The sequence below is a fragment of the Paenibacillus sp. N22P23 genome, assembly GCF_059383735.1.
This window is the reverse complement of record NZ_JBXENT010000003.1, coordinates 485,111-506,644: the sequence shown is the minus strand read 5'-3', so window position 1 is coordinate 506,644 and position 21,534 is coordinate 485,111. Positions and strand designations below refer to the sequence as shown.

The 21,534-nt window shown below is 51.5% G+C and carries 15 protein-coding genes and 1 other annotated feature; of the genes, 12 read left to right on the top strand and 3 right to left on the bottom strand.

Translation table 11 applies throughout. The features are described from left to right. Positions 1 to 108: 108 nt before the first annotated feature. The 4 genes from AC506A_RS17495 (at position 109) to AC506A_RS17480 (ending at position 4,234) form a co-directional block, all read left to right on the top strand. On the top strand, positions 109 to 306 hold the full coding sequence (locus AC506A_RS17495; protein WP_495462290.1) for a hypothetical protein: 198 nt from the start codon (positions 109 to 111) through the stop codon (positions 304 to 306). Between the two features lie 63 nt (positions 307 to 369). Further along, complete coding sequence (locus AC506A_RS17490; protein WP_495462289.1) at positions 370 to 717, top strand: hypothetical protein; 348 nt, start codon at positions 370 to 372, stop codon at positions 715 to 717. Between the two features lie 176 nt (positions 718 to 893). Continuing rightward, positions 894 to 2,117: an amidohydrolase gene (locus AC506A_RS17485; protein WP_495462288.1), complete on the top strand. Its 1,224-nt coding sequence runs from the start codon at positions 894 to 896 to the stop codon at positions 2,115 to 2,117. A gap of 67 nt (positions 2,118 to 2,184) precedes the next feature. Then, positions 2,185 to 2,458 (top strand) — a binding site (T-box leader). Positions 2,459 to 2,545: 87 nt separating this feature from the next. Continuing rightward, entirely contained in the window at positions 2,546 to 4,234 is a 1,689-nt protein-coding gene (locus AC506A_RS17480; protein ID WP_495462287.1) for a glutamine--tRNA ligase/YqeY domain fusion protein, read from the top strand. A gap of 261 nt (positions 4,235 to 4,495) precedes the next feature. Here the strand turns inward: AC506A_RS17480 and AC506A_RS17475 are convergent, their stop codons facing one another. Continuing rightward, positions 4,496 to 5,281, bottom strand: coding sequence for an SDR family oxidoreductase (locus tag AC506A_RS17475; RefSeq protein ID WP_495462286.1), 786 nt, complete (start codon positions 5,279 to 5,281; stop codon positions 4,496 to 4,498). Positions 5,282 to 5,567: 286 nt separating this feature from the next. On the opposite strand from AC506A_RS17475, the gene AC506A_RS17470 reads away from it, so the two are divergent. Both AC506A_RS17470 and AC506A_RS17465 read left to right on the top strand, forming a co-directional pair. Further along, positions 5,568 to 8,012, top strand: a complete 2,445-nt coding sequence (locus AC506A_RS17470; protein WP_495462285.1) for a carbohydrate-binding protein — start codon at positions 5,568 to 5,570, stop codon at positions 8,010 to 8,012. Positions 8,013 to 8,199: 187 nt separating this feature from the next. Further along, on the top strand, positions 8,200 to 9,825 hold the full coding sequence (locus tag AC506A_RS17465) for a putative bifunctional diguanylate cyclase/phosphodiesterase (RefSeq protein ID WP_495462284.1): 1,626 nt from the start codon (positions 8,200 to 8,202) through the stop codon (positions 9,823 to 9,825). A gap of 461 nt (positions 9,826 to 10,286) precedes the next feature. Here the strand turns inward: AC506A_RS17465 and AC506A_RS17460 are convergent, their stop codons facing one another. Continuing rightward, complete coding sequence (locus tag AC506A_RS17460) at positions 10,287 to 10,808, bottom strand: ankyrin repeat domain-containing protein (protein WP_495462283.1); 522 nt, start codon at positions 10,806 to 10,808, stop codon at positions 10,287 to 10,289. A 203-nt stretch (positions 10,809 to 11,011) separates the two neighbouring features. On the opposite strand from AC506A_RS17460, the gene AC506A_RS17455 reads away from it, so the two are divergent. The 3 genes from AC506A_RS17455 to AC506A_RS17445 all read left to right on the top strand — a co-directional run bounded on the left by AC506A_RS17455 (position 11,012) and on the right by AC506A_RS17445 (position 13,863). Continuing rightward, positions 11,012 to 12,313, top strand: coding sequence for a glycoside hydrolase family 140 protein (locus AC506A_RS17455; RefSeq protein ID WP_495462282.1), 1,302 nt, complete (start codon positions 11,012 to 11,014; stop codon positions 12,311 to 12,313). After that, entirely contained in the window at positions 12,310 to 13,335 is a 1,026-nt protein-coding gene (locus AC506A_RS17450) for an NAD-dependent epimerase/dehydratase family protein (protein ID WP_495462281.1), read from the top strand. Before AC506A_RS17455 ends, AC506A_RS17450 begins: the two co-directional genes overlap by 4 nt. A gap of 93 nt (positions 13,336 to 13,428) precedes the next feature. Continuing rightward, positions 13,429 to 13,863: a GNAT family N-acetyltransferase gene (locus tag AC506A_RS17445; protein ID WP_495462280.1), complete on the top strand. Its 435-nt coding sequence runs from the start codon at positions 13,429 to 13,431 to the stop codon at positions 13,861 to 13,863. Between the two features lie 759 nt (positions 13,864 to 14,622). Here the strand turns inward: AC506A_RS17445 and AC506A_RS17440 are convergent. Further along, on the bottom strand, positions 14,623 to 17,211 hold the full coding sequence (locus AC506A_RS17440; protein WP_495462279.1) for a beta-mannosidase: 2,589 nt from the start codon (positions 17,209 to 17,211) through the stop codon (positions 14,623 to 14,625). Between the two features lie 150 nt (positions 17,212 to 17,361). Between AC506A_RS17440 and AC506A_RS17435 the strand changes: the two genes are divergently transcribed. The 3 genes from AC506A_RS17435 to AC506A_RS17425 all read left to right on the top strand — a co-directional run bounded on the left by AC506A_RS17435 (position 17,362) and on the right by AC506A_RS17425 (position 21,525). Next, a complete protein-coding gene (locus tag AC506A_RS17435) occupies positions 17,362 to 18,243 on the top strand; it encodes a helix-turn-helix transcriptional regulator (protein ID WP_495462278.1) in 882 nt (293 codons plus the stop codon). Between the two features lie 219 nt (positions 18,244 to 18,462). Beyond that, entirely contained in the window at positions 18,463 to 20,148 is a 1,686-nt protein-coding gene (locus AC506A_RS17430) for an extracellular solute-binding protein (RefSeq protein ID WP_495462277.1), read from the top strand. A 162-nt stretch (positions 20,149 to 20,310) separates the two neighbouring features. Beyond that, positions 20,311 to 21,525 (top strand): glycoside hydrolase family 76 protein, encoded by a 1,215-nt coding sequence (locus AC506A_RS17425; protein WP_495462276.1) that lies wholly within the window; start codon positions 20,311 to 20,313, stop codon positions 21,523 to 21,525. Positions 21,526 to 21,534 lie beyond the last annotated feature (9 nt).

Genomic DNA, 21,534 nt, shown 5'->3' with positions numbered 1-21,534 from the left:
AGTAAAAAAAGAACTAGTCGCAGCAACGCCACCACTTTAGCATCTGCCGTGCACCGAGATCGTTTTTGCACCATTCACCACAAAGTCAATTTGCAACGAGGTGCTCAATTGAACCAATATGACTTACTGCAACTAGCAGCTAAATACCGTCTGGAAGGCAATTTGCAGGCAGCATATGATGCACTCGTTCCTATGACCTCCGCTGCCGCAATAAGGACGTTGATGCATGCGATTTTGCGGCTTTCTCCAGATAGCGTGAAGCCGTTCGAGCAGGGACTCAGACGGTATGCAGATGAAATAATCTGATGCGCTCACGTCAATATTAAGCACATCCTCTGCATAGGTATGTAACAGAGGAGCGTGAATAAGGTGGACAAGAAGGTTAAACGCTATTTTCAATTGAAGCAGAAGCAGAAAGAAATTGAGCAGGAGCTGACGGAGCTGCGCGGGGAGATTTTGGTGCATTGCGAGGATCAGGGCGTATCGGAGCTGGAAACGGAGAAATACCGGGTGAAAATCGTCCATCAGGAACGTAAGGAATACGACGACATCAAGCTGTATGAGTCACTAGGTGACCTGGAAGTGTGGCGGCTGCTGTCTAGACCCGATTCATCCAAAATCGCAGGTTTAATCAAGTTAAATGTTCTGAACGAAGAGAGGTTGAAGGATACGTACGCGGTAAAGAGCATCTCGCTGCTTCAAGTAGATAAGAAGTGAGCCCTGCCATGGCTAGCCCTGCTATAGATTTTCAGGACATGAGCCGAAGCCTCCAAGAACCGCTTTCACAAGTGGAGCTGGAGGTTTTTTCGCGTGCTCCTATGATTCGAAACCTGACCAAATGTGGTAAATTAATAGGATGACTTCTAAACAACCGACAGATTGGAGATAGCCTAATGAATGCTACGACGTATTGGTTGCAAAATGTGCGGCTTGAGACGGGATTCCAGCGTGAGAACGGGATTGTCTCCGGAACCGAAACGGCAATTGGACATGTATTGGTAGCGGACGGCCGAATAGAATCGATTACGTTCGAGGCCATCCCTGCAGAGGATCAGCGTCCGAAACGCGATGCGAAAGGGTTGCTGCTGCTTCCTGGATTTAGAGATGCGCACATCCATTTGGATAAAACGTACTTCGGCGGTCCTTGGCAGGCGGTTAAGCCGGCAAGGAGTATTTTTGACCGAATTGAAGAGGAAAAAATCTTGCTGCCGAAGCTGCTGCCGGTTGCGGTAGATCGGGCTAAGCAAATCATCGAGCTGCTGCTCGGATTCGGATCGACGCATGTGAGAGGTCACGTCAACATCGAGCCGACAAGCGAGCTTAGAGGGCTGGAAGTTGCACATCAAGCACTTGCCGCCTATGAAGGTAAACTGGATTACGAGCTGGTCGCGTTCCCACAGCACGGTTTGCTGCGTTCGAATTCGCGCCACTTGGTGAAACAGGCGATCGAGATGGGAGCCACGCATGTTGGCGGACTTGACCCTACATCTGTGGATGGCGACATGGAGCAATCCCTGCATGCGATGATGGATCTGGCTGTCGAAACCGGCGCCGGAGTGGACATGCACCTTCATGAGCAAGGGGCATCAGGCTATGATACGATGCACCGACTTGCCGAGATGACAATTGATGCAGGCTGGCAGGGACGAGTTACAGTCAGCCATGCCTTCGGTTTTGCGAGTGGAACGGCAGAACAAGCTGAACAGCTGGCGGAACGTTTTGCAGAAGCGGGGATTTCGGTTGCGTCTACGGTGCCAATTGGGGGGCTGGTCATGCCGATCCCGATGCTGCACCGCAAAGGTGTGGAGGTAGAGCTGGGAACGGACAGCCTTACGGATCACTGGTCCCCTTTTGGCAACGGCGATAATTTGGAGAAGGCGGGCCGTCTGGCTGAGGTATACCACATGTCCGATGAGTATTCGCTGACGCGCGCGCTTGGATTTATTACCGGCGGCGTTCTGCCGCTTAATGAACAAGGACAGCGGGTATGGCCGGCTATCGGAGACGATGCTTCAGTGGTACTCGTGCAGGCGAGCTGCTCCGCGGAAGCGGTGGCCAGAAGAGCGCCGCGAATAGCGACGTTGTACCGTGGCAATATTGTATCGGGAACGCTGTAGCTAGATCCGCAATCAGTCGAGCGCCTATTTACTATAAAAGGATTTTCTGTTATCATCTTTCCAACATTCAAACGCGATGATGAGAAGAGTAGGGAAATATCGTTCTTGTACAGAGAGCTCCGGCAGCTGAGAAGGAGCAAAGGACATTTTCCCGAACCAAGCCTCTGAGCAGCATGCTGGAACCGCCGTGAGCGGGGATGGCGTGACGGGAGCTCCCGTTACAGAGCTAGAGTATAACCATTTGCGATGAATACAGGCAGGCGGCGTACTTGAAGAGGTTAATATGGCGACATATTAATGAAGCTGGGGTGGCACCGCGAGCGATAAACTTCGTCCCCAAGACAACATGTCTTGGGGGTGAAGTTTTTTTGGTTTTTGCAGCAGGTAATCGTAGTGTCACATCATGACTTCATTAGGAGGCGTCGACCTTGGAGAACGAAAATGAGAAAGAACACCATAAGGAAAATTTTCTATATAAGCTGATTAGCGGCGAACTGGAACAAGAGCCATTCGGAAGAACGATGTGCACGCGGTTTCCACCCGAGCCCAATGGCTACCTTCACATCGGAAGCGCCTACGCGATCCATACGAACTATACGATGGCGCAAAGGTTCGGAGGCAGATTCAATCTGCGCTTCGACGACACGAATCCGCTGAAAGAGGATATCGAATACGTCAATGCCATCGTAGACGATATCCGCTGGCTCGGTTACGATCCGGGCGAGAACATCTACTACGGCTCTGACTACTCGGAACAAATTTATAAGGCTGCCGTCACTTTAATTGAGCGCGGCAAAGCCTATGTATGTGAGCTAACCCCGGACGAGATGAGAGAGTATCGCGGAACGTTAACGGAGCCTGGGAAGAACAGTCCGAATCGGAACAGGTCTGTCGAGGAGAACTTGGCCCTTTTTGCGAAAATGCGTAATGGCGAATATCCGGCCTCATCCATGGTGCTGCGTGCCCGAATCGACATGGCATCGCCTAATCTCAATTTGCGTGATCCCGTCATTTATCGGATTATCCACGCGGAGCACTACCGGACGGGGAACGAGTGGTGCATTTATCCGATGTATGATTTTGCCCATCCCATTCAAGATGCTATTGAAGGCATCACCTACTCCCTCTGCTCAATCGAATTCAAGGACCACCGGCCGTTGTACGAGTGGGTCCTGGTGGAATTAGGTCTCCCAGAGCCACCTCGGCAAAGGGAATTCGGGCGGCTTAGCTTAACAGGCGTGGTGACGAGCAAAAGATTCCTGAGGCAGCTAGTCCAAGGCGGTCACGTAGACGGCTGGGATGATCCAAGACTGCCTACGCTGCGCGGCCTTAGAAGAAGGGGCTTTACGCCGGAGAGTATTCGCCGATTTATCGAGGAGATTGGCAGTATTCGCACGCAAAGCACGGTGGACATTTCCTTGCTGGACCATTGTCTCAGACAGGAGCTGAAGGGGAAGACGGCGAGTGTCATGGCTGTTTTACAGCCGTTAAAAGTGGTCATTACGAATTATCCTGAGGGTGAAACAGAGCTGCTAGCCATTGAGAACAATAGCGAAAATGAGGATTTGGGGACGCGGGAGGTGCCGTTCTCTCGGACGATCTATATCGAGCGGGACGACTTCATGGAGCTGCCGCCAAAAGGGTTTCACCGTCTTAGCCCTGGCGGTGAAGTGCGTCTGAAAGGTGCGTATTTCATCCGCTGCGAGGAAGTGGTCAAAGATTCGGCGAGCCGCGAGATTACGGAGCTTCGCTGCACGTATGATCCGCTCACGAAGAGCGGAACGGGCTTCACTGGACGCAAGGTGAAGGGGACCATCCACTGGGTTACCGCAGAGCATGCGGTGAAGGCGAATGTTCATTTGTACGACAAGCTGTTGCTTGACGAGAATGCGCCGACACGCGAGGACAACAGCTGGGCCGAGGCGATTAACCCGGACTCGCTCGTAATTGTTAAGGACGCACTGATTGAGCCGTCGGTTCGAGGTGCTGCTCCGGAGGAGAAGGTTCAATTCTTCCGTCATGGGTTCTTCTGCGTGGATCGGAAACATAACGGCCGTAATGGCGGGCTTGTGTTTAATCGGATTGTGCCACTGAAGGATACGTGGAATAAGAAGTAAGACAAAGAGATGTTCCTCGGTCATGTTGGTCATGGCCGGGGAATGTGAGTGTGGAAGTGAGAGTTCGAAAATGGAACTCTCGGCAATCAAACTAATCAATCCGGCCGCGAGTGTGGAAGTGAGAGTTCAAAAATGGAACTCTCACCGCCGAAACCACACCGAAATGAAGCTGAGAGTTCGGAAATTGAACTCTCAGTACTAAGCAGCCAATTAAAAAGGGACGCTCCGCGATCACACTCGCGAGGCGTCCCTTTACTATGCCTACAACCCCCGAACCAACCCGCCGTCCACCATCAACGCTTGGCCGGTCATATAGCTGTTCGCCGGCGATGCGAGAAACGCCACATAGCGGGCGAATTCCGCCGGGTCGCCGTAGCGGCCTACGCCGACTTCACTCTCGTTCCGTGCACGCTGCGCCTCATACGTGACGCCTGTCGCAGATGCGCGTGACTCGTCCAGCGAACGGACGCGATCGGTCGCGAACCGGCCCGGTGCCGCCGCGTTGATCAGAATATTACGTGGCGCAAGCTCATCCGCAAGCGTCTTGATCAGCCCTTGCACGCCAAGGCGCAGCGAATTGCTGAGCACTAAGCCGGGAATCGGCTGCTTGATTGCTGTGGAGGACACGTACACAATCCGTCCGCCTTCAGCCGGGAAATGCGGCAGTGTATGCCGAACCAATCGGACAACGCTCATCACGTTCAGCTGGAATGCAGACTCCCACTGCTCGTCCGTAATGGTAGCGAACGTGCCGCCCGGAGGTCCGCCGGCGTTGCATACGAGCCCATCGATGCGTCCGAACCGCTCTACAGCCGCGGCTATGAGCGCTTCTATATCTGCGGGCGAAGAAACGTCGGCCTGTACTGCAAGCACTTCCCCGCCAGTAGCTGAGCGAATGTCAGCCGCTGCCGCCTCAATGGTCTCCGCATTTCTGCCGCAGATGACCACGTTTGCTCCTTCTTGCGAGAGCTGAAGCGCAGATGCTTTTCCAAGTCCCTTACTGGCTGCTGTTACGATGACGGTACGATTAGTAAACCCTAAATCCATTTGATATTCCTCCATCCTAGTCATTCACTTTAGTAACTAGCATGCAATATTTCTTTCTGCTTGTCGAGGGCGATCATTTCGCATAATTTTAAGCTTCGAATGAGCAGGAAAATAAATCCAATTGTTGAATGGAATAGACGACCCCTCTGGCGTTGGCTGGTTTCGCAAGATTTTGCAAACGCTGTCACGAAAGGGGGGATCCCGAATTGATTGTGTGCGTGCTGACACTTGGTTAAGCAAGTTCAAGTGAAGAGAAGAATCACAATTTAATCGGAGGTGCCAATTAATGCTTATGCATCACAAACGATGGTCGATTCTGCTTGCTATTACACTCGTATTCACCTTTTCTCTAGCGAATCTGGGCAGCAGCCCGAAAGTGTATGCTTCTACAATTTATAGTGCTTCTGCCGGATTTAGCGGAACACAAGGACAGAACCAGTGGTATTATCAGAAGCTGTCCGCCGGCACATACTCGAATTTGGCCACCTATGATTCCGGAACCGCTCACTGGAAAGAAACATCGGGTTATCCGTGGATCGGCACGGATCAGCTCCATCCGGAGAGTACGTACGATATCGTCCGCAAATGGGTAGCACCGGGCAACGGTACGATTACCATTACCGGAGGCGTTCATAAAGGAGATGCCATCGGTGACGGCATCGTAGCCACCATTAAGAAGAACAGCACGCAGCTGTGGACGGCGACGGTGACGAATACGACGGATGTGAATCCGACCGGAGTTACTGGCATTACGGTGGCTTCCGGCGATGCGATTTATTTTATCGTAGGCAAGAACGGCAGTATGAGCAATGACCACACATTCTGGAATCCATCGATCGATTACACGGCAGCAACCGTCGGCGCGACGGTAACGCTTCAGGCGGAGAGCTACAGCTCCATGTCCGGCGTGACGACGATTACTTCAACAGATAGCGGCGGCGGCCAGGATATCAGCAGCTTGGATACGAATGATTACCTCATATTTAACAGCGTGAACCTAGGGACAGGCTTCAAAACATTAGAAGCAAGGCTCGCGTCCTCAGCCGCTACCGGCGGTAAATTCGAAGTCAGGCTGGACAGTGCGACAGGACCTGTCATTACGACTTTCACGGTAGCCAACACCGGCGGAACAAGCACATATGAAACGCAAGTATGGGCACTAAGCGGCGCAAGCGGCACCCACAATATTTATGTGAAAGGCATCTCAGGCTCGGGCATTGCCAATATAAACTGGTTTAAATTCACGAACAACGAGCCGCGGGGAGCCACCGTACCTTTCAAAACCTATGAAGCGGAGAACGGTACACTCGGCGGAGGAGCTACGCTGAACAATGACACTGCGATTAAAGCCGTATCCTCTGGCAAAAGCTTCGCCTACCTCAACGCGACCGGAGAAAATGTGCAGTGGACCAATGTGACAGCCGCCAATCGGCTCGTGGTCCGATACTCCATTCCGCAATCCAGCAGCGGTACGATTAGCCTCTACGTCAATAATGTGAAGGTACAGTCCATAAGCCTGAGTTCGACCTACAATTACGATTCGGCAGACAGCGGCATGCCAAGACGATACGATGAGAAGGACGTTACGGTTGCCATTAATGCGGGAGATACCGTCAAGCTGCAGAAGGATTCGGGAGATACCGCTACCTTCTACGGGATTGATCTCATCGACCTCGAACTGGCCCCGTCTGCACTTACCATACCGGCCAACTACATTTCGGTTATGGATTACGGTGCAGCAGGCAATGGTGTAGCTGATGATACAGCGGAGATCCAAAGTGCGGTAAATGCCGCGAACACACTCGGCAAAGAGGTATGGTTCCCTGCGGGTACCTACAACCAAAGCAGCAAAATCACGGTGCCGTCCGGCGTTAACATTGCAGGTGCCGGTATTTGGTACACTCATCTCCACTCCACTGTCACGAGCACGATCGGTTTTACGCTGAATAACAATACCACGATTACCGACCTTCGCATCAGCGGTGTCGATACCAGCCGTGCTGCCGGAGGCATGACCATCTCAACAACGAGCGGAGCGGGGCTCAATAACGTCCTGCAAAATCTATGGGTCGAGCATGTCGGCGGCCTGATCGGCTGGGGAGATTGGTCGAGCTCCATTATTCAGAACAATCGGTTAAGAAGCACGTATTATGATGGCGTTCACTTCGGAGACAGCGCGAATACGAACAATCTCGTAACCAACAACCATATGCGCGGGCTCGGGGATGACGGCGTTGCTCAAGTCAACCGGACGGATATGGGCTTAGCGGCAAACAATGTGGCATCGTTTAACTCCATTATCGCAAGTTATTGGGGCAGAGGGATTTCCGATGTCGGCGGAGCGAGCTTCACGGTACGCGACAACATTATCGACAGTACGTATTTGGCAGGCATGATGATTGCTACGGAACCGCTTAGTCCTTCGTACTCTCGTGTGGTGGATGGCTTGAAGTTCCAGCGCAACACCATTAACAAGGCCGGACATACAGGGCATAACCATGCGGGCATTCATTTCTGGCTGAATAACAATCCGATGCAAAATGTGAAAATCGAGCTGAACATCATTTCAAATGGGGAAACGGAAGGCATCCATATCGACAATACTTCCTTTGGCGACAGCGGCGGTCGCACGCAGTTCAACTACAATACGGCCTCCGGCAATGCGCTCACAAACTATAATGACGCGAGCACGCTGGTCGTTCCGGTTCTGTCCGGCAATAGCGGTTTTTAAAGCAAGATTTAATTATATCTGCGAAAGAGGCTTCGTCTTACGGACGAAGTCTTTTTTCATTAAAGGGATGAAATATTCACGGGCTAAACTAGCGAGCAGAGCAGGGAAATCGTCTGTAATTGCAGAAGTATAGGGTACAGAGAAGATAGACATCGTAGAGGCAACGCACAAGGAGTTGAACAGGGACTTGAACCCATACGAATTTCATTTGCAAATTGGTCGGATGCTGGATGATATCGCAGACGGTATCTTTATTATGAAAGTGCAGGAACTGGAGCTGACCTACTATTACGTGAACAAAGCAGCTACCCGCATGACGGGCATTACGATGGCAGATGTTGGCCAGACGTTCTACGAACGCAATACGTTTGCCATGGCTGAATATTTATATAAGAAATATGCTAGAGTCGTGACGGAGCGAACGGACATCCGCTATGAGGATGGCGTTGTAATGCCGAACGGGACGATGAGCGGGGAGTCCATGCTGACGCCTATTTTTGGCGATAGCGGTGAGGTTGACTATGTAATCAGCGTGACGCGCGACATTACCGAACGCAAAAACTACGAAAACCTGCTCTTTCACTATGCCTACCACGATGATCGTACCAAACTGTACAACCGCAGATTTCTTATGGAAAAAATGGTGAGCGCCGAGGCACTGTTTCTGCTCGACCTCGATTTTTTCAAAAATATTAACGACACCTTCGGCCACGACGCAGGGGATGCGGTGCTTGTCGAAGTTGCAACTCGCTTAAGTGCCGCATTCAAGGCGGAGGAGGACTATACGCTGGTTCGGCTTGGCGGCGATGAATTTATCGTGGCTGCCAGCGCATGTGTAGAGCAGCCGGAAGGGATGGCCATGCTGATCATGGAGTTGTTCCGCGCGCCTTTTCGCATTAACGACCAGCAAATTAAGCTGAACTGCAGCATTGGGATTGCGCTGAAGCAGGGGCATGAAGATATTCAGACACTGCTCAAGCAGGCGGACATTGCCCTCTATAAGGCAAAAGGTGCCGGTCGTAAAAGCTTCCATGTGTACGAAGCGACCTCCAGATACGATCATGTCGAGAATTTCATCCACGAGCTGGCGCTGTCGAGCGCGATTGAGCTGGAGGAATTCGAGCTGCATTATCAGCTGATCTACAGCCCGCAGCAAGAATGCGTGGTCGGCGCAGAGGCGCTGCTTCGCTGGAACCGGGCTGGCGGGGGAATGGTGCAGCCCGCAGAGTTTATTCCGATTACGGAACAGACCGGCCTCATTGTGCCGATCGGCTACTGGGTTATCCGCAAGGCATGCCAAGATTGGCATCAGCTGGTGGAGGGCTATGGGGATGAGATTCGCGTTTCCGTGAATATATCGGGCGTGCAGCTTAGTGAGCCGGATTTTGTAGACCGGATTATTGAAATCATCGAGGAGGAACATGTTCCTCCTCAAGCGATCGAGCTTGAGTTGACGGAGAGTACCGTTATCAGCGATTCCCAGGGCATAAGACAGACGCTTAGCCGGCTGCGGTCTGTCGGTTTCAGCATTGCGCTGGATGACTTCGGCACAGGCTACTCTTCGCTGAGTATGCTGACACTGCTGCCTATTGATACACTGAAGATGGATCGCTCTTTTACCCAAGAAATGAATGAGTCTGTATTATCCGCCATGCTTGTCATGGCCGGTGCCTTGCGGTTGAAGGTCGTCGCGGAAGGTGTGGAGGATGCAGGTCAATATGAGATGCTCAGAGCGATGAGCTGCTGGGGCATTCAAGGGTATTACATCAACAAGCCGGTAGCGCTGGCAGCGCTGCAGCAGGTTCCGGTTTAATGAGCTGGCCAAGCAGGGGGAAAGAGTGGCTGAACGGGGAACGCCCTTGTTCAGCTGCTTTTTTTGTGTCTAATGGAGGAAATCACTTTCCGCGATGCTCCTTAGGATGACGAATCACTAGCAAGTGAAATGATGCATTTTTGCAGCATTTTGCGATAAAAAGAAGGCTTCGTATAGGAAATGTTGCTCGTTATACAATATTTCCGCTCCAAATAGTTGATGGGAGGCCTTGCCTGGCTGAAATGATGCATTTTGCGCAACATTAGCGGAGACTAGCCTTTTGGAGTGGTCATATGTTGCATTTACGTCAGCATTTCCTCGTAGCACCCCGGTCGGATAGACCGCCAAAGTAACTCCCCGCACTGAAGCATCGCTGCTACGTCTCAACCATCCCCCACACAAACAAACAAACAAAAGCTGCCTCAAAATGCGCACGGCGCACTTTCTAGGCAGCCTCTTACTTAATCCACGGCTCCGTTAATACGAAGAAACGCAGCGACGTTGTTGTTGCCTTGCCGGATGGCTATGGATAATGCCGAATCACCGGTTGTCGTCTTAGCATGAATGTCGGCGCCATGTGCAAGCAACAAGCGAATAATCTCTTCATTGTTGTCATGAAACGCTGCCGAATGGAGAGCGGTATGCCCGTTGCTGTCCACAATCGTCGGCTGGGCTTGATGCGTCAGAAGCAGTCGAATCACGTCCACGTTACGCTCCCCCGCAATTGCAGCATGCAAAGCCGTATTCGATGGGATGTAGGACACTTTGGAATGCGAGATGGCATTTACATCTGCACCGTGATCGAGCAGAGCCTGTACAGCTTCCTCGTTTCCGAAATGCGCGGCGAACCCCAGAGGCGTTAAGCCATCATCATTCTCGGTGTTGGCAAGCTTCGGATGAGCTGCTAATGTGGCGCGAAGCTGAGAAACCTCACCTAAACGAGCTGCTTGAAAAATATCCTCAATAAGTGATTTGATCTCCATTGTTATTCCTCCGTTTGTGCGAATGCGTACCTAACTTCGACTATACCTTTTCTGGGAGAGTGTTCCATTTTCCTGCCATGTTATCGCCTAGCAAAAAACAATATTTTATTGTATACATTCTGTATTTATTTCATAGACAGCGATTTTCAGCCCATGGTATAGTGCAGAAGAAAGCATGACACGGTCGCGAAAAGAGGGGAACAATGAGACAAGTTACAGTAGCGGAAAATAAGGAGATCCTGCTAGACCGAGGGCAGCCTTTTTTCTATATGGCCGATACCGTGTGGGGGGTATTCTCGGCCGCGAAGCTGGAGGAGTGGGAAGTCTATCTCGAATACCGCCGCTTGCAGGGGTTCAATGCCTTGCAAATCAGCGTGCTGCCGCTCGTGCATGAAACGGTCGCCGATGAATTGCCGTTTCGATTTGATGCAGAGGGTAATTGGGACTTTATGAGCTGCAATGAGGCTTATTTCGATAAAGCGGAGAAGATGCTGCAGATGGCCTGCGAACGAGGCTTCCTTCCCGTGCTTGTTGTGCTCTGGCACAATTATGTTCCCGGTACCGGCGTGAATAACATGCATCCGGAGTATACGATTCCATGGGAGGCTGTTCAGCCCTACACCGAGTATGTGGCGAAGCGTTTCGCGCGGTACAGCCCGCTCTATTACATCAGCGGCGACACGCAGTTTGAGAATGAGCAAGTGACCGCGTATTACGAGAGAGCACTGCAAACACTGAAGCGCTGCGCTCCTGAGGCTGTGACGGCGATGCACATGGGATCGCATCAGCATGACATTCCGGATACGATTTTGCAATCGGAGGACTTGGATCTGTATATCTATCAATCCGGTCATAGGACGGAAACGCAGTCCGATTGTTACGAACTCCCGGAGCATTTCATGGAGAAAACGATTCATAGACCGATTATCAATTCCGAGCCTTGTTATGAGGGACATGGATATGGCAATCGGTATGGCCGATATGGTGCTTTCGACGTTCGCCGAGCCTTCTGGTGGAGTGTACTGGGCGGGGCAAAAGCAGGCTTTACCTATGGCGCGCACGGCATTTGGTCCTGGCATAAGAAGGGGATGCCGTTCAACAATGAGCAGTTTGCCAAAACACCGTTTGACTGGCGAGTGGCGCTTCGATTCCCTGGTGCATGGGATACCGGCTATGCCAAAGAGTTGTTCGAGCAGTATGCCATGTTCGATCTTGTTCCGCGTAATGATCTGCTGGTCACGCCTTATCCGGAAATCCGCGTAGCCGCAAATTGTGATCGAAGTAAAATCGTGGTCTATGTTCCGTATTGCATCGATGTGGAGCTGTCTTTAGACTTGTCTGCTGATGGCTGCACGGTAAAAATGATCGATTTGGATAGGCGACATATCATTCAACCAGCCATTTCTACCACATCCACCGCTGAAGGTGTGAGCAGCAGAATCCCCATGTCAGATACAAATTCGGACGTACTCATCATTGTGCTCAAGGAGGAGACAATCAGGTGAAGGTGCTTATTATTGGTGGAACAGGGACGATTAGCACGGCGATTACGGAACAGCTGTTAAGCCGAGGGGATATGGAAGTTTGGCATTACAATCGGGGCAATAGAGAAACGCCGACCGGTGTTCGGACGATTATTGGCGATCGGCGGGATTTTGCAGCTTTTGAAGCACAGATGGCGGAAGCGGGACGGTTCGACTGCGTCATTGACATGATTGGGTTTCAAGCGGACGAGGCTGAGAGCGCCATTCGGGCCTTTAAGGGCAGAGTCGGTCAGTACATTTATTGCAGCACGGTTGACGTCTATACGAAGCAAGCCAAGAGCTATCCAATTACGGAGAGCGGTGAACGTGAAGCGCTGCCTTCGTTCCCGTATGCGTTTAATAAGGTGCTGAGCGAAAATATGTTGCTGGAAGCTCATGATCCCGGCACGTTTCCGGTTACGATCTTCAGACCGGCTCAAACGTACGGCGGAAGCGGGACGGCTGTCCCTTCCATCGCGGACGGGAATTACAACATGAAGCGGGTGCGCGAAGGACGACCGATTATAATTCATGGCGATGGTACTTCGCTGTGGGTCGCTTGCCATCGGGATGATGTGGCGAGAGCTTTCGTACAAGCCATCGGCAACGAGGCTGCATACGGACAAGCGTACAATGTGACGGGTGAAGAATGGATGACGTACGACCGTTATTGGAGAACGGTTGCGACTACGCTTGGTGTGCCTGAACCGCGAATTATACACATCCCGACCGATCTTCTGGGCCTGCTGCTGCCGAAGAAGGCCGAGTGGTGCGTGGAGAACTTCCGCTACAACAACCTGTTTGACAATACCGCTGCGAGGCGTGATCTGGATTTTCGCTATACAGTGAAATGGGAGCAGGGCATTCGAGGCATTGTTGAAGAGCTGGATAAGATGGGGGCGATTGAAGCGGCGGGTGAACGGCCTTGGTACGATGAGCTTGTTGAGGCGTGGTCGGCAGCGGAAAAGCTGATGGCGGAGCGAATGGTCGGTTTAGACGGATAACGGACGAAGTGGTGTGAAGGTGGGGAGCGTTGTCGCCTGCGGTTATGGTATAATTTTGGTCACAAAGTAACCATGCAAAGGCGGTATTCTCATATGTTGATCGATATTAAAGCAAAGCTGGACGAAGAAGCGATTCAGGAGCTGCTCGGCTGGTCGGTATTTCCGGAGCCGGAGCATTTGGAGAGAGCGGTGCAGCGCTATAAAGACGATTCGTCGGCTAAACTGCTTGGCTATGTATCGCAGGACGAAATTATCGGGCTGATCGGGTATCACCGTATGAGCAGCGATACGATTGAGATCGATCATATTTCTGTTGATCCTTCAGAACGATACAAAGGTTACGGCAGAGGCATTATTCTGGAGCTGCTGGAGCTGGAGAAACCTGCGGTGCTGCTGGCCGAGACAGATGAAGAAGCAGTCGACTTCTATCGGAGCAGCCGATTCACGGTGGAGAGCCTTGGCGAGAAGTATCCCGGTACGGAGCGGTTCAAATGCACGTATTACGCGGATGAGGACGACAATGAGTAAAGAGTTTGCGGCGTTAGGGGAGCTCCCTGCGCCGCTTTTTCTTTGTTATGGAAGCCCGCGCCGTCGAGGGCATTGCGTGCCGGCTGGTCTAACTCCCGCGATCGGTTTGCTGAGAGTGCGATTTTTGATCTCTCAACATCATTTCGGCGCGGATTAGGAGGTGAGAGTTCCACTTTCGAACTCTCGCATCCACGCACGGAGCGTGATTGGTTAGAGTGACTGCTGAGAGTACGATATTCGATCTCTCAGCTTCATTATGGCACGGAATTGGCGGTGAGAGTTCCATTTTCGAACTCTCGCATCCACGCACGGAGCCAGATTGGTTAGTGTGACCGCTGAGAGTACGATTACCGTACTCTCAGCTTCATTACGGCGCGGAATTGGCGATGAGAGTTCCATTTTCGAACTCTCGCATCCACGCTCGGAGCCAGATTGGGTAGTGTGACTGCTGAGAGTACGATTACCGTACTCTCATCTACATTACGGCGCGGAATTGGTGATGAGAGTTCCATTTTCGAACTCTCGCATCCACATCTGGAGCCAGATTGGTTAGTGTGACTGCTGAGAGTGCGATTTCCGTACTCTCAGCTACATTACGGCGTGGAATTGGTGATGAGAGTTCCATTTTCGAACTCTCGCATCCACGCACGGAGCCAGATTGGTTAGTGTGACCGCTGAGAGTATGATTACCGGACTCTCAGCTTCATTACGGCGCGGAATTGGCGGCGAGAGTTCCATTTTCGAACTCTCGAGCTCCCATTACTTAATAGAGGCAATCTTTAATGCCTCTAACGTAATCCCTGCTGAGGCACCGCCATAGATGGTGACGGTGCGAACTTCCCCTGGCAGCAGGTCGAAATAATGATCACTCAGCCGCACATCATCCGCCAAGTCAAAATGTACCGCATGCGCATAGGTCTGCGACTTCACAGTGACATGAAGGTCATCGCCTTCCACGCTGGAGGAGACGACGCTAATTTCCGCCTGCGGAAGACCGAGGGCTCGAATATCCCCTGGGCGAAGCATAGCCGGTTGAATGCGCTGCGAGGAGCTGCCCACGGGAATAGCAGCCACGAACAGCCCGCCAGCCCCGAGGGCCCCAGCGCCGTCAGAAGAACCCCCCCTCGAGAAGCGATGCAGCACTCCGCGATAGCGAGCCGGAATGACCACATCAATCCGCTCCGTCTGCCTTATCTGCCCATCAAAGGAGAGGAATCCGCATTCCAGTGTCTCCGTCAGCGGCACATCGGTTTCGTTCACGGCGGTTACTTCCACCATGCCAGGCGACCCCTCCCGCAAAATCAGCTTCACCGGCGCAAAAGCACGCCGCACGCCATAATAGCTTAGCTTACGCCGGAGATAATAATCTACAATTGTCCAGCCGACCTCGCCCCAGCAATCGTTGTACATCCAGAACAAAGCGCCGGAGCAGAACGGCTTGCTGCGGATGGATTCCAGCGAATATTGGTACATGAGGCTTTGACAAAGCCCGGCGTAGAGCAAATATTCATCCAGCGACAGGTCCTCACGTTCTGTATAATGCTTGCGGATTCCCGCGCGGACGGTGTCTTTCTCGAATGTATTCGTGTGCAGTCCCCAGATTCGGCTGCTCGTATCAATCGGTTTTCCGTCAAAGTAGGTTTCGATTGTACTTAAGCGGCACGGCCCAATATAGCCATACTCTGAAACAAACTTCGCCTGTACCTCATCATAAATTTCCGGCGTAATCCGCCGCTCCATATCCGGGTTCATTGTGCCGTCATGCCAGTGGTGACGATCGCCCATGGCATTGCCATTCGGATGCTCGCCGCCATAGGGAGAGCTGTTCCAGTAGGGAATGTGCGGACAATTGCTGCGAATCAGCGTCGGCGCAATTTGATTATAGATCTCGGCTCCACCATAAAAGTCCGGGTGCCGAGTACCGTTCCACCATTCATCGAAGCCCCAATGGTTCTCATTATTGCCGCACCAGAGCGCAAGAGAGGCATGATTGCGCAGCCGCCGGGTCGGGTAATCGATTTCCTTCGTGACCTCTTGCTTATACCAGTCCAGGTGATCCGGGTACTTCCCGCAGGAGAACATGAAATCCTGCCAGATGAGGATACCATAAGCATCACACCGCTCATAGAAAATATCCCGCTCATAAAGGCCGCCGCCCCATATGCGCAGCATATTGAAGTTGGCTTCTCGCGCCTCGGCGATAAGCGTTTCATATTTCTCATCGCTCACTCTGGCGATAATGGAGTCGGCCGGAATCCAGTTGCCTCCCTTGCAGAAGACAGGCACACCATTCACTTCAAGTGTAAACTGCCGCTCCAGCTCCGGCTCCGGCTCGTCTGACAAGGATGAAACGACCGGATCCGTATTGATACGAAGCGTACGGATACCGAGCTTGAATTCAGGATAAACAAACCTCTCACCATTGCTTACTAGTGAAACTTGAACCACATAGAGCGGCTGGCCCCCCATGCCGTTCGGCCACCAAAGCTCGGCTTCATGCACCTCCACTTCATAAGTAAGGAAGTTGATACCGGAGCGAAGACAGACCTGCTCGCTCACCTCAGCACTAACGCTGCCTTGCGGATGCATCAGCCGCAAGGATAGCGCCGCTTCCCGTGTCTTAAAGGGATGAAGCTGCTCTGCCTCTACTTCAAAGCGAAGCCTCGCATGCGCATCTGAAGCGGACAGTGTCACCGCACTGACGCTGCGAATGCTGACGACGCTGTCCGCTTCCAGCCAAGCGCTGCCGGTGATGCCCGTCGTGGCAACTCGCGGCCCCCAATCCCAGCCATAGACAAACTGCGGCTTACGCACGTTGGCGCGCCGATCGTCGCCGCGTTTACCGATCGCCTCGTTTTCCATTTCCGCGAGTGTCCCGGCGGTCATGACCATATCTTGAGCAGACACATGCTCAAGTCCCGAAGTGACGCGCACGAGCAGCGAATTCTCGCCAGTATGCAGCAGTGATTTTACAGATGCTCGGAACGGGTAGAATGTGCTGCGGTGATGGCCGAGATGGACGCCATTGATCCAAACATCGGCTTCCGAATCGAGTGATTCCAGATGGAGCATAATGCGCTGCCGAGCAAGTGTCTCTTCGTCAAGGGAGAAACGCTTCATGAACCACCACGATTTGTTCTCCGTCCATTCCGCAGCGAAGCAATAATCGGCGAGCAACGGGTCTTTAATAATGCCTTGCTCGATGAGCGGCATATGAATATCGCAGGGAAGCGTGGCAACCGGAATCCAATCATGCGCTTTGCTGAATACACGAAAAGCCGCATCAGGACCGCAGGATAAATCCTCAAATGTTAACTGCCAATCGTCATGTAACGGAATTCGCAGCAAGGACGGTTCATCTCCCTTTTATAATCAATCTCGTTAGAACTTCGTTCTGTTGATAGCGTACCATTCGAGGTGCGAAAGAATCTTCATTTCCATTGATCTAGAATTGCTTTCTGTTGATATAATGAACGTACAAGGGAGGTGCGGCCAGCCATGCTGCGTTTGACCGCCGATGGACTGATTGATGCGAGCCTTGAAACAGAGTTCTATTATCACCGTAAGCTTCAGTACTGGACGACCGTGCATGATCACGAAGACTTCTATGAATGTTTCCTGATTACGGAGGGAAGCGTCTATCATCTTGTTAACGACGTGAAACAGCTAATGTCAGCGGGTATACTAACTTTCATCCGTCCAACCGATATTCATAGTTATGAGCGATATGGCGACGAAGAAGTGGAGCTGCTTAATATTAATTTTCGCAGTTCGATGATAGAGGAGGCTTTTAACTATCTGGGTGAAGGTTTCGGCCGAACGCGGCTGACCGAGCCGCTGCTGCCGCCTCAATGTACGCTTTCACCGGAACAAGCTGCATGGCTGATCGGGGAATATGAACGAATCAAAGCCATGAGTGCGGACAACAAGTCCGCCATTCGCGCTGCGGCAAGAGGTCTGCTGATCGAGCTGCTGGTGCAGCATTTTACGCCCCCGCCTGCAGATGTTCATCCCGGTGCACCGAAGTGGTTAAACGATCTGCTCAGTCAGGTCGGCACTAGAGCACACTTGGCCGAGGGGACAGGCGCACTCTACCGACTGGCCCCGTATTCGCAAGAGCATGTCTGCAGGGAAATGCGGAAGTATCTCGGCATCACCCCTACGGAATGGATGAATGAACGAAGGCTGCAGCACGCTGCTGCGCTGTTGAAGCAGGGGGAAGCGTCCATCCTCGATATTGGACTGGATTGCGGCTACAGCAGCCTAAGTTATTTCTACAAAATGTTTACGGCCAGGTACGCCATGACGCCTGCAAGGTATAGGAAGCTTAACCGCAAAACGGCAATACCGGTTCGTGGACCGGAAAGGGTGCTCGTTTAAACGAAATCATAACAGCGCTTACATGATCAGAAATGGAAAACTATCGTAGGATGAGAGCGGGCCAGTTTATGTTCGATTCGGAAACAAATAGCTACCTAAACTGGAATCCACTAGGATAAATATCGGGATAGTCAGATTAAAATTAGTTTTTACATAGAATAGAAGGCCTTTCGATACTATAATGGGTTAAACAGCAAACAATAAACTTGGGGGAAGCAGATGAAAACTACAGCGGTGAGTTTATTTCTGTGTGCATCAATCGTCTTAAGCTTGGCGGCTTGCGATCGGAATGGTGCGGATGAGGGCAATCAGTTTAGTGCTACTTATCATGAAGGCAACTCGAATGAAAATACTGACTCTACTACATATGCGGATATAAATGATGATGGGCCATTTACACAGTATGAGGAACAGATCCAGGTTACGCTCGGAAGGCAAGGAATAGCGGGCAATAACTTACCCAATGGAGATACGCTGGAGAACAACGAATTTCTTAAATACGTCGAGGACCGTCTCAATTTGAAAGTTAATTATGAGTTCTCCATTGAAGACGTGGATGACTATAATCAGAAGGTTAGTTTGGCGATAGCCAATAGCAGCATGCCGGACATCATGGTCGTCAATGAGCAGCAATTCAAGGAGATGGCAGGAGCAGGCATGCTTGCTGATCTGACTTCTATTTACGAGACTTATAGCTCACCGCTTATTAAAGACTACTATAAGTCGTTCTCCGGCGATCGCGTGCTGAACACAGGACGCATCGATGGCAAGCTGTACGGGCTGCCGAATACGAACATTGATGGTACATACCAGCTGTTGTGGGTTCGCAAGGATTGGCTGGATAAATTGAAGCTGGAGCTCCCATCTTCCATGGAAGATGTTCAAACGATTGCCCAAGCCTTCAAGGAGCAGGATCCCGATCAGAACGGCAAGCCCGATACGTTAGGGCTGCTCGGGGACAAACAGATCGTCGGCGATGCTGAGTTTTTCACCTTCGATCCGATTTTTAACCAGTACCATTCTTATCCGAAGAGCTGGTTTAAGGATGCCGGCGGCAATATTGTTTATGGATCGACAACGCCTGAAACGAAGCAAGCGCTCATGAAGCTAAGGGATATGTACGAAGCAGGTCTCATCGATAAAGAGTTTCTGACGCGCAAATGGCAGGACAATGCCGCGCTTGTATCCGGCGGTCGAGCGGGTATTCTGTTTGCACCATGGTTTGCCGGCTGGATGCTGGCGGATAGTGTGAAAACCGATCCGAAGGCAGAGTGGGTGCCGCTTGCTGGGCCGCTTGACGGGGATGGCAAACGTAATGTCGTGCCTTCTGCGCCATCGGGCACCTTCCTTGTAGTGAACAAGAAAGCGAAGCATCCGGAAGCGGCACTGAAAATGCTGAGTGTCCAATATGAAGGCATTCGTCTGATCGATCCGAAAGCACATGAGCTGTACAAGGATAAGATCGTCAGCTGGCTCAACTATCCGCTTAACGTACAGTTGGACTTCCAAGACTCGTTAGCCCGCGATATTCCGATCTACGACAAGGTGCTGGTGGACAACGATCTGCAGGATCTGCCGGCAAGGCTTATTAAACGAGTGAATTCGATCTTGAAGAACAAGAAGGAACCGAAGAAAGACATTACGGCCTTTGCCGATTCCCTTGCCTACTACACGGGCGGCGCTGTCACGGGTACCAAAGAAATTACGAAGGTGAACCCGATCTTCTATGGCACGACTGCGACGATGGTGAAGAAAGGGACGAGCCTGGATAATCTGGAAAATGAAACGTTCCTGCGTATTATAACCGGCGCGGCGCCAATCGAGGATTTCGATAAGTTCGTCTCTACGTGGAAATTATCCGGAGGCGACGAGGTTACGAAAGAAGTGGCAGAATCACTGAACTAGCCACTCAGGAAGAAGGTATCTAAGCTTACGATCCGGTAAGCGTGGATACCTTTTTATATTTGAGTAAAAATTTCTATTTACTGGTAAGTCTTAAATCCTCATACTAGAAAACAGGGCAGCTGCACAGCATGTCCAATCACCCACATCATAGGAGGTTATAGGATGAAGAAGAACGTTTCTACTCTATTACCGAAAGCATGCTCGAAGATCGTGATTGTACAGTTGATTATGGCACTCGTGCTCATGATGGCTCCGTCCGGAGCAGTATCGGCCAGTTCCAGCTCCACGTATTGGACGCTTGCGCAGGAAACGCATAATTTCACGGCAGGCAATCTGTTGACGTCTTCCAATAGTTACCGCACCGAAATCGGAGATCAGTCAACGACGCAGTGGTACAACGTGAGTCAAATCTATGCGGATGCCGCGATGCTGGGGCAAGGGGATTCCAGGTATTTGTCCTACATGAACAATACGTACAACTTCATGGGCAATATGTGGGATATGACAAGCCCGATTGGCGGCTACTTTGCGCTGAGCAATCTTGACGGCACGGGTGCAGGCGGAGATAAATATGTCGATGACGCTTCACTTGCGGGCGCAGCTTATTTGGATGCCTACGAAGTGACTACCGGCATCACGCAGCAGAATTATTTGAACTCGGCTAAAGCGGTTGCGAATTGGCTGATGTACAGCGGACTATGGGATTCGACCGCAGGCGGCGGGTTCTGGTGGACGACGAACAAGACGACCCCGTACATGCAGATCAAGGGCTCGGAGGTCAACGGGCTCGCCTGTCAGCTATTTCTCCGCCTCTATATGATTACAGGGCAGGCCTATTACAAGTCATGGGCCGATTCCATCAAGCAGTGGCTCGATACCTACATGTTCGACACCTCTGCAGGCCTGTACAATTGGCAATATGAACTCACGAATAGTAGCGTTACCCCGATTAAATTCACCTACGACAATGCCATTATGATAGAGGTTAATCTTCTCTACAGATCCATTACGGGGAACAATGCGTATTTGACGAGTGCCCAGAATATAGCTGCGAATATGAAGAACCAGCTCTGGAACACGCAAAATAGTACAGGCGCCTTTATCATCAATACTGCCGATCCGGTATTTAACCCTTGCTACAGCGGCTGGGGATCGCAGTCCTTTATTAAGCTGTATCAAGCAGATGGCAACGTCAACTGGCTTAATATCGCGCAGCAAAATATCGACACCTTGAATGCCAAGCTGCGGGATACAACCAATTATGGCTACCATTACAGCTGGGATCCGGCAACGAACAATATCAAAGACAGCTCCTTTCATACGGTCAGTCAGGCATGGATGCAGAGGGTGCAAATCATGTTGTCGCAATACCGGTAATTAGCCAGC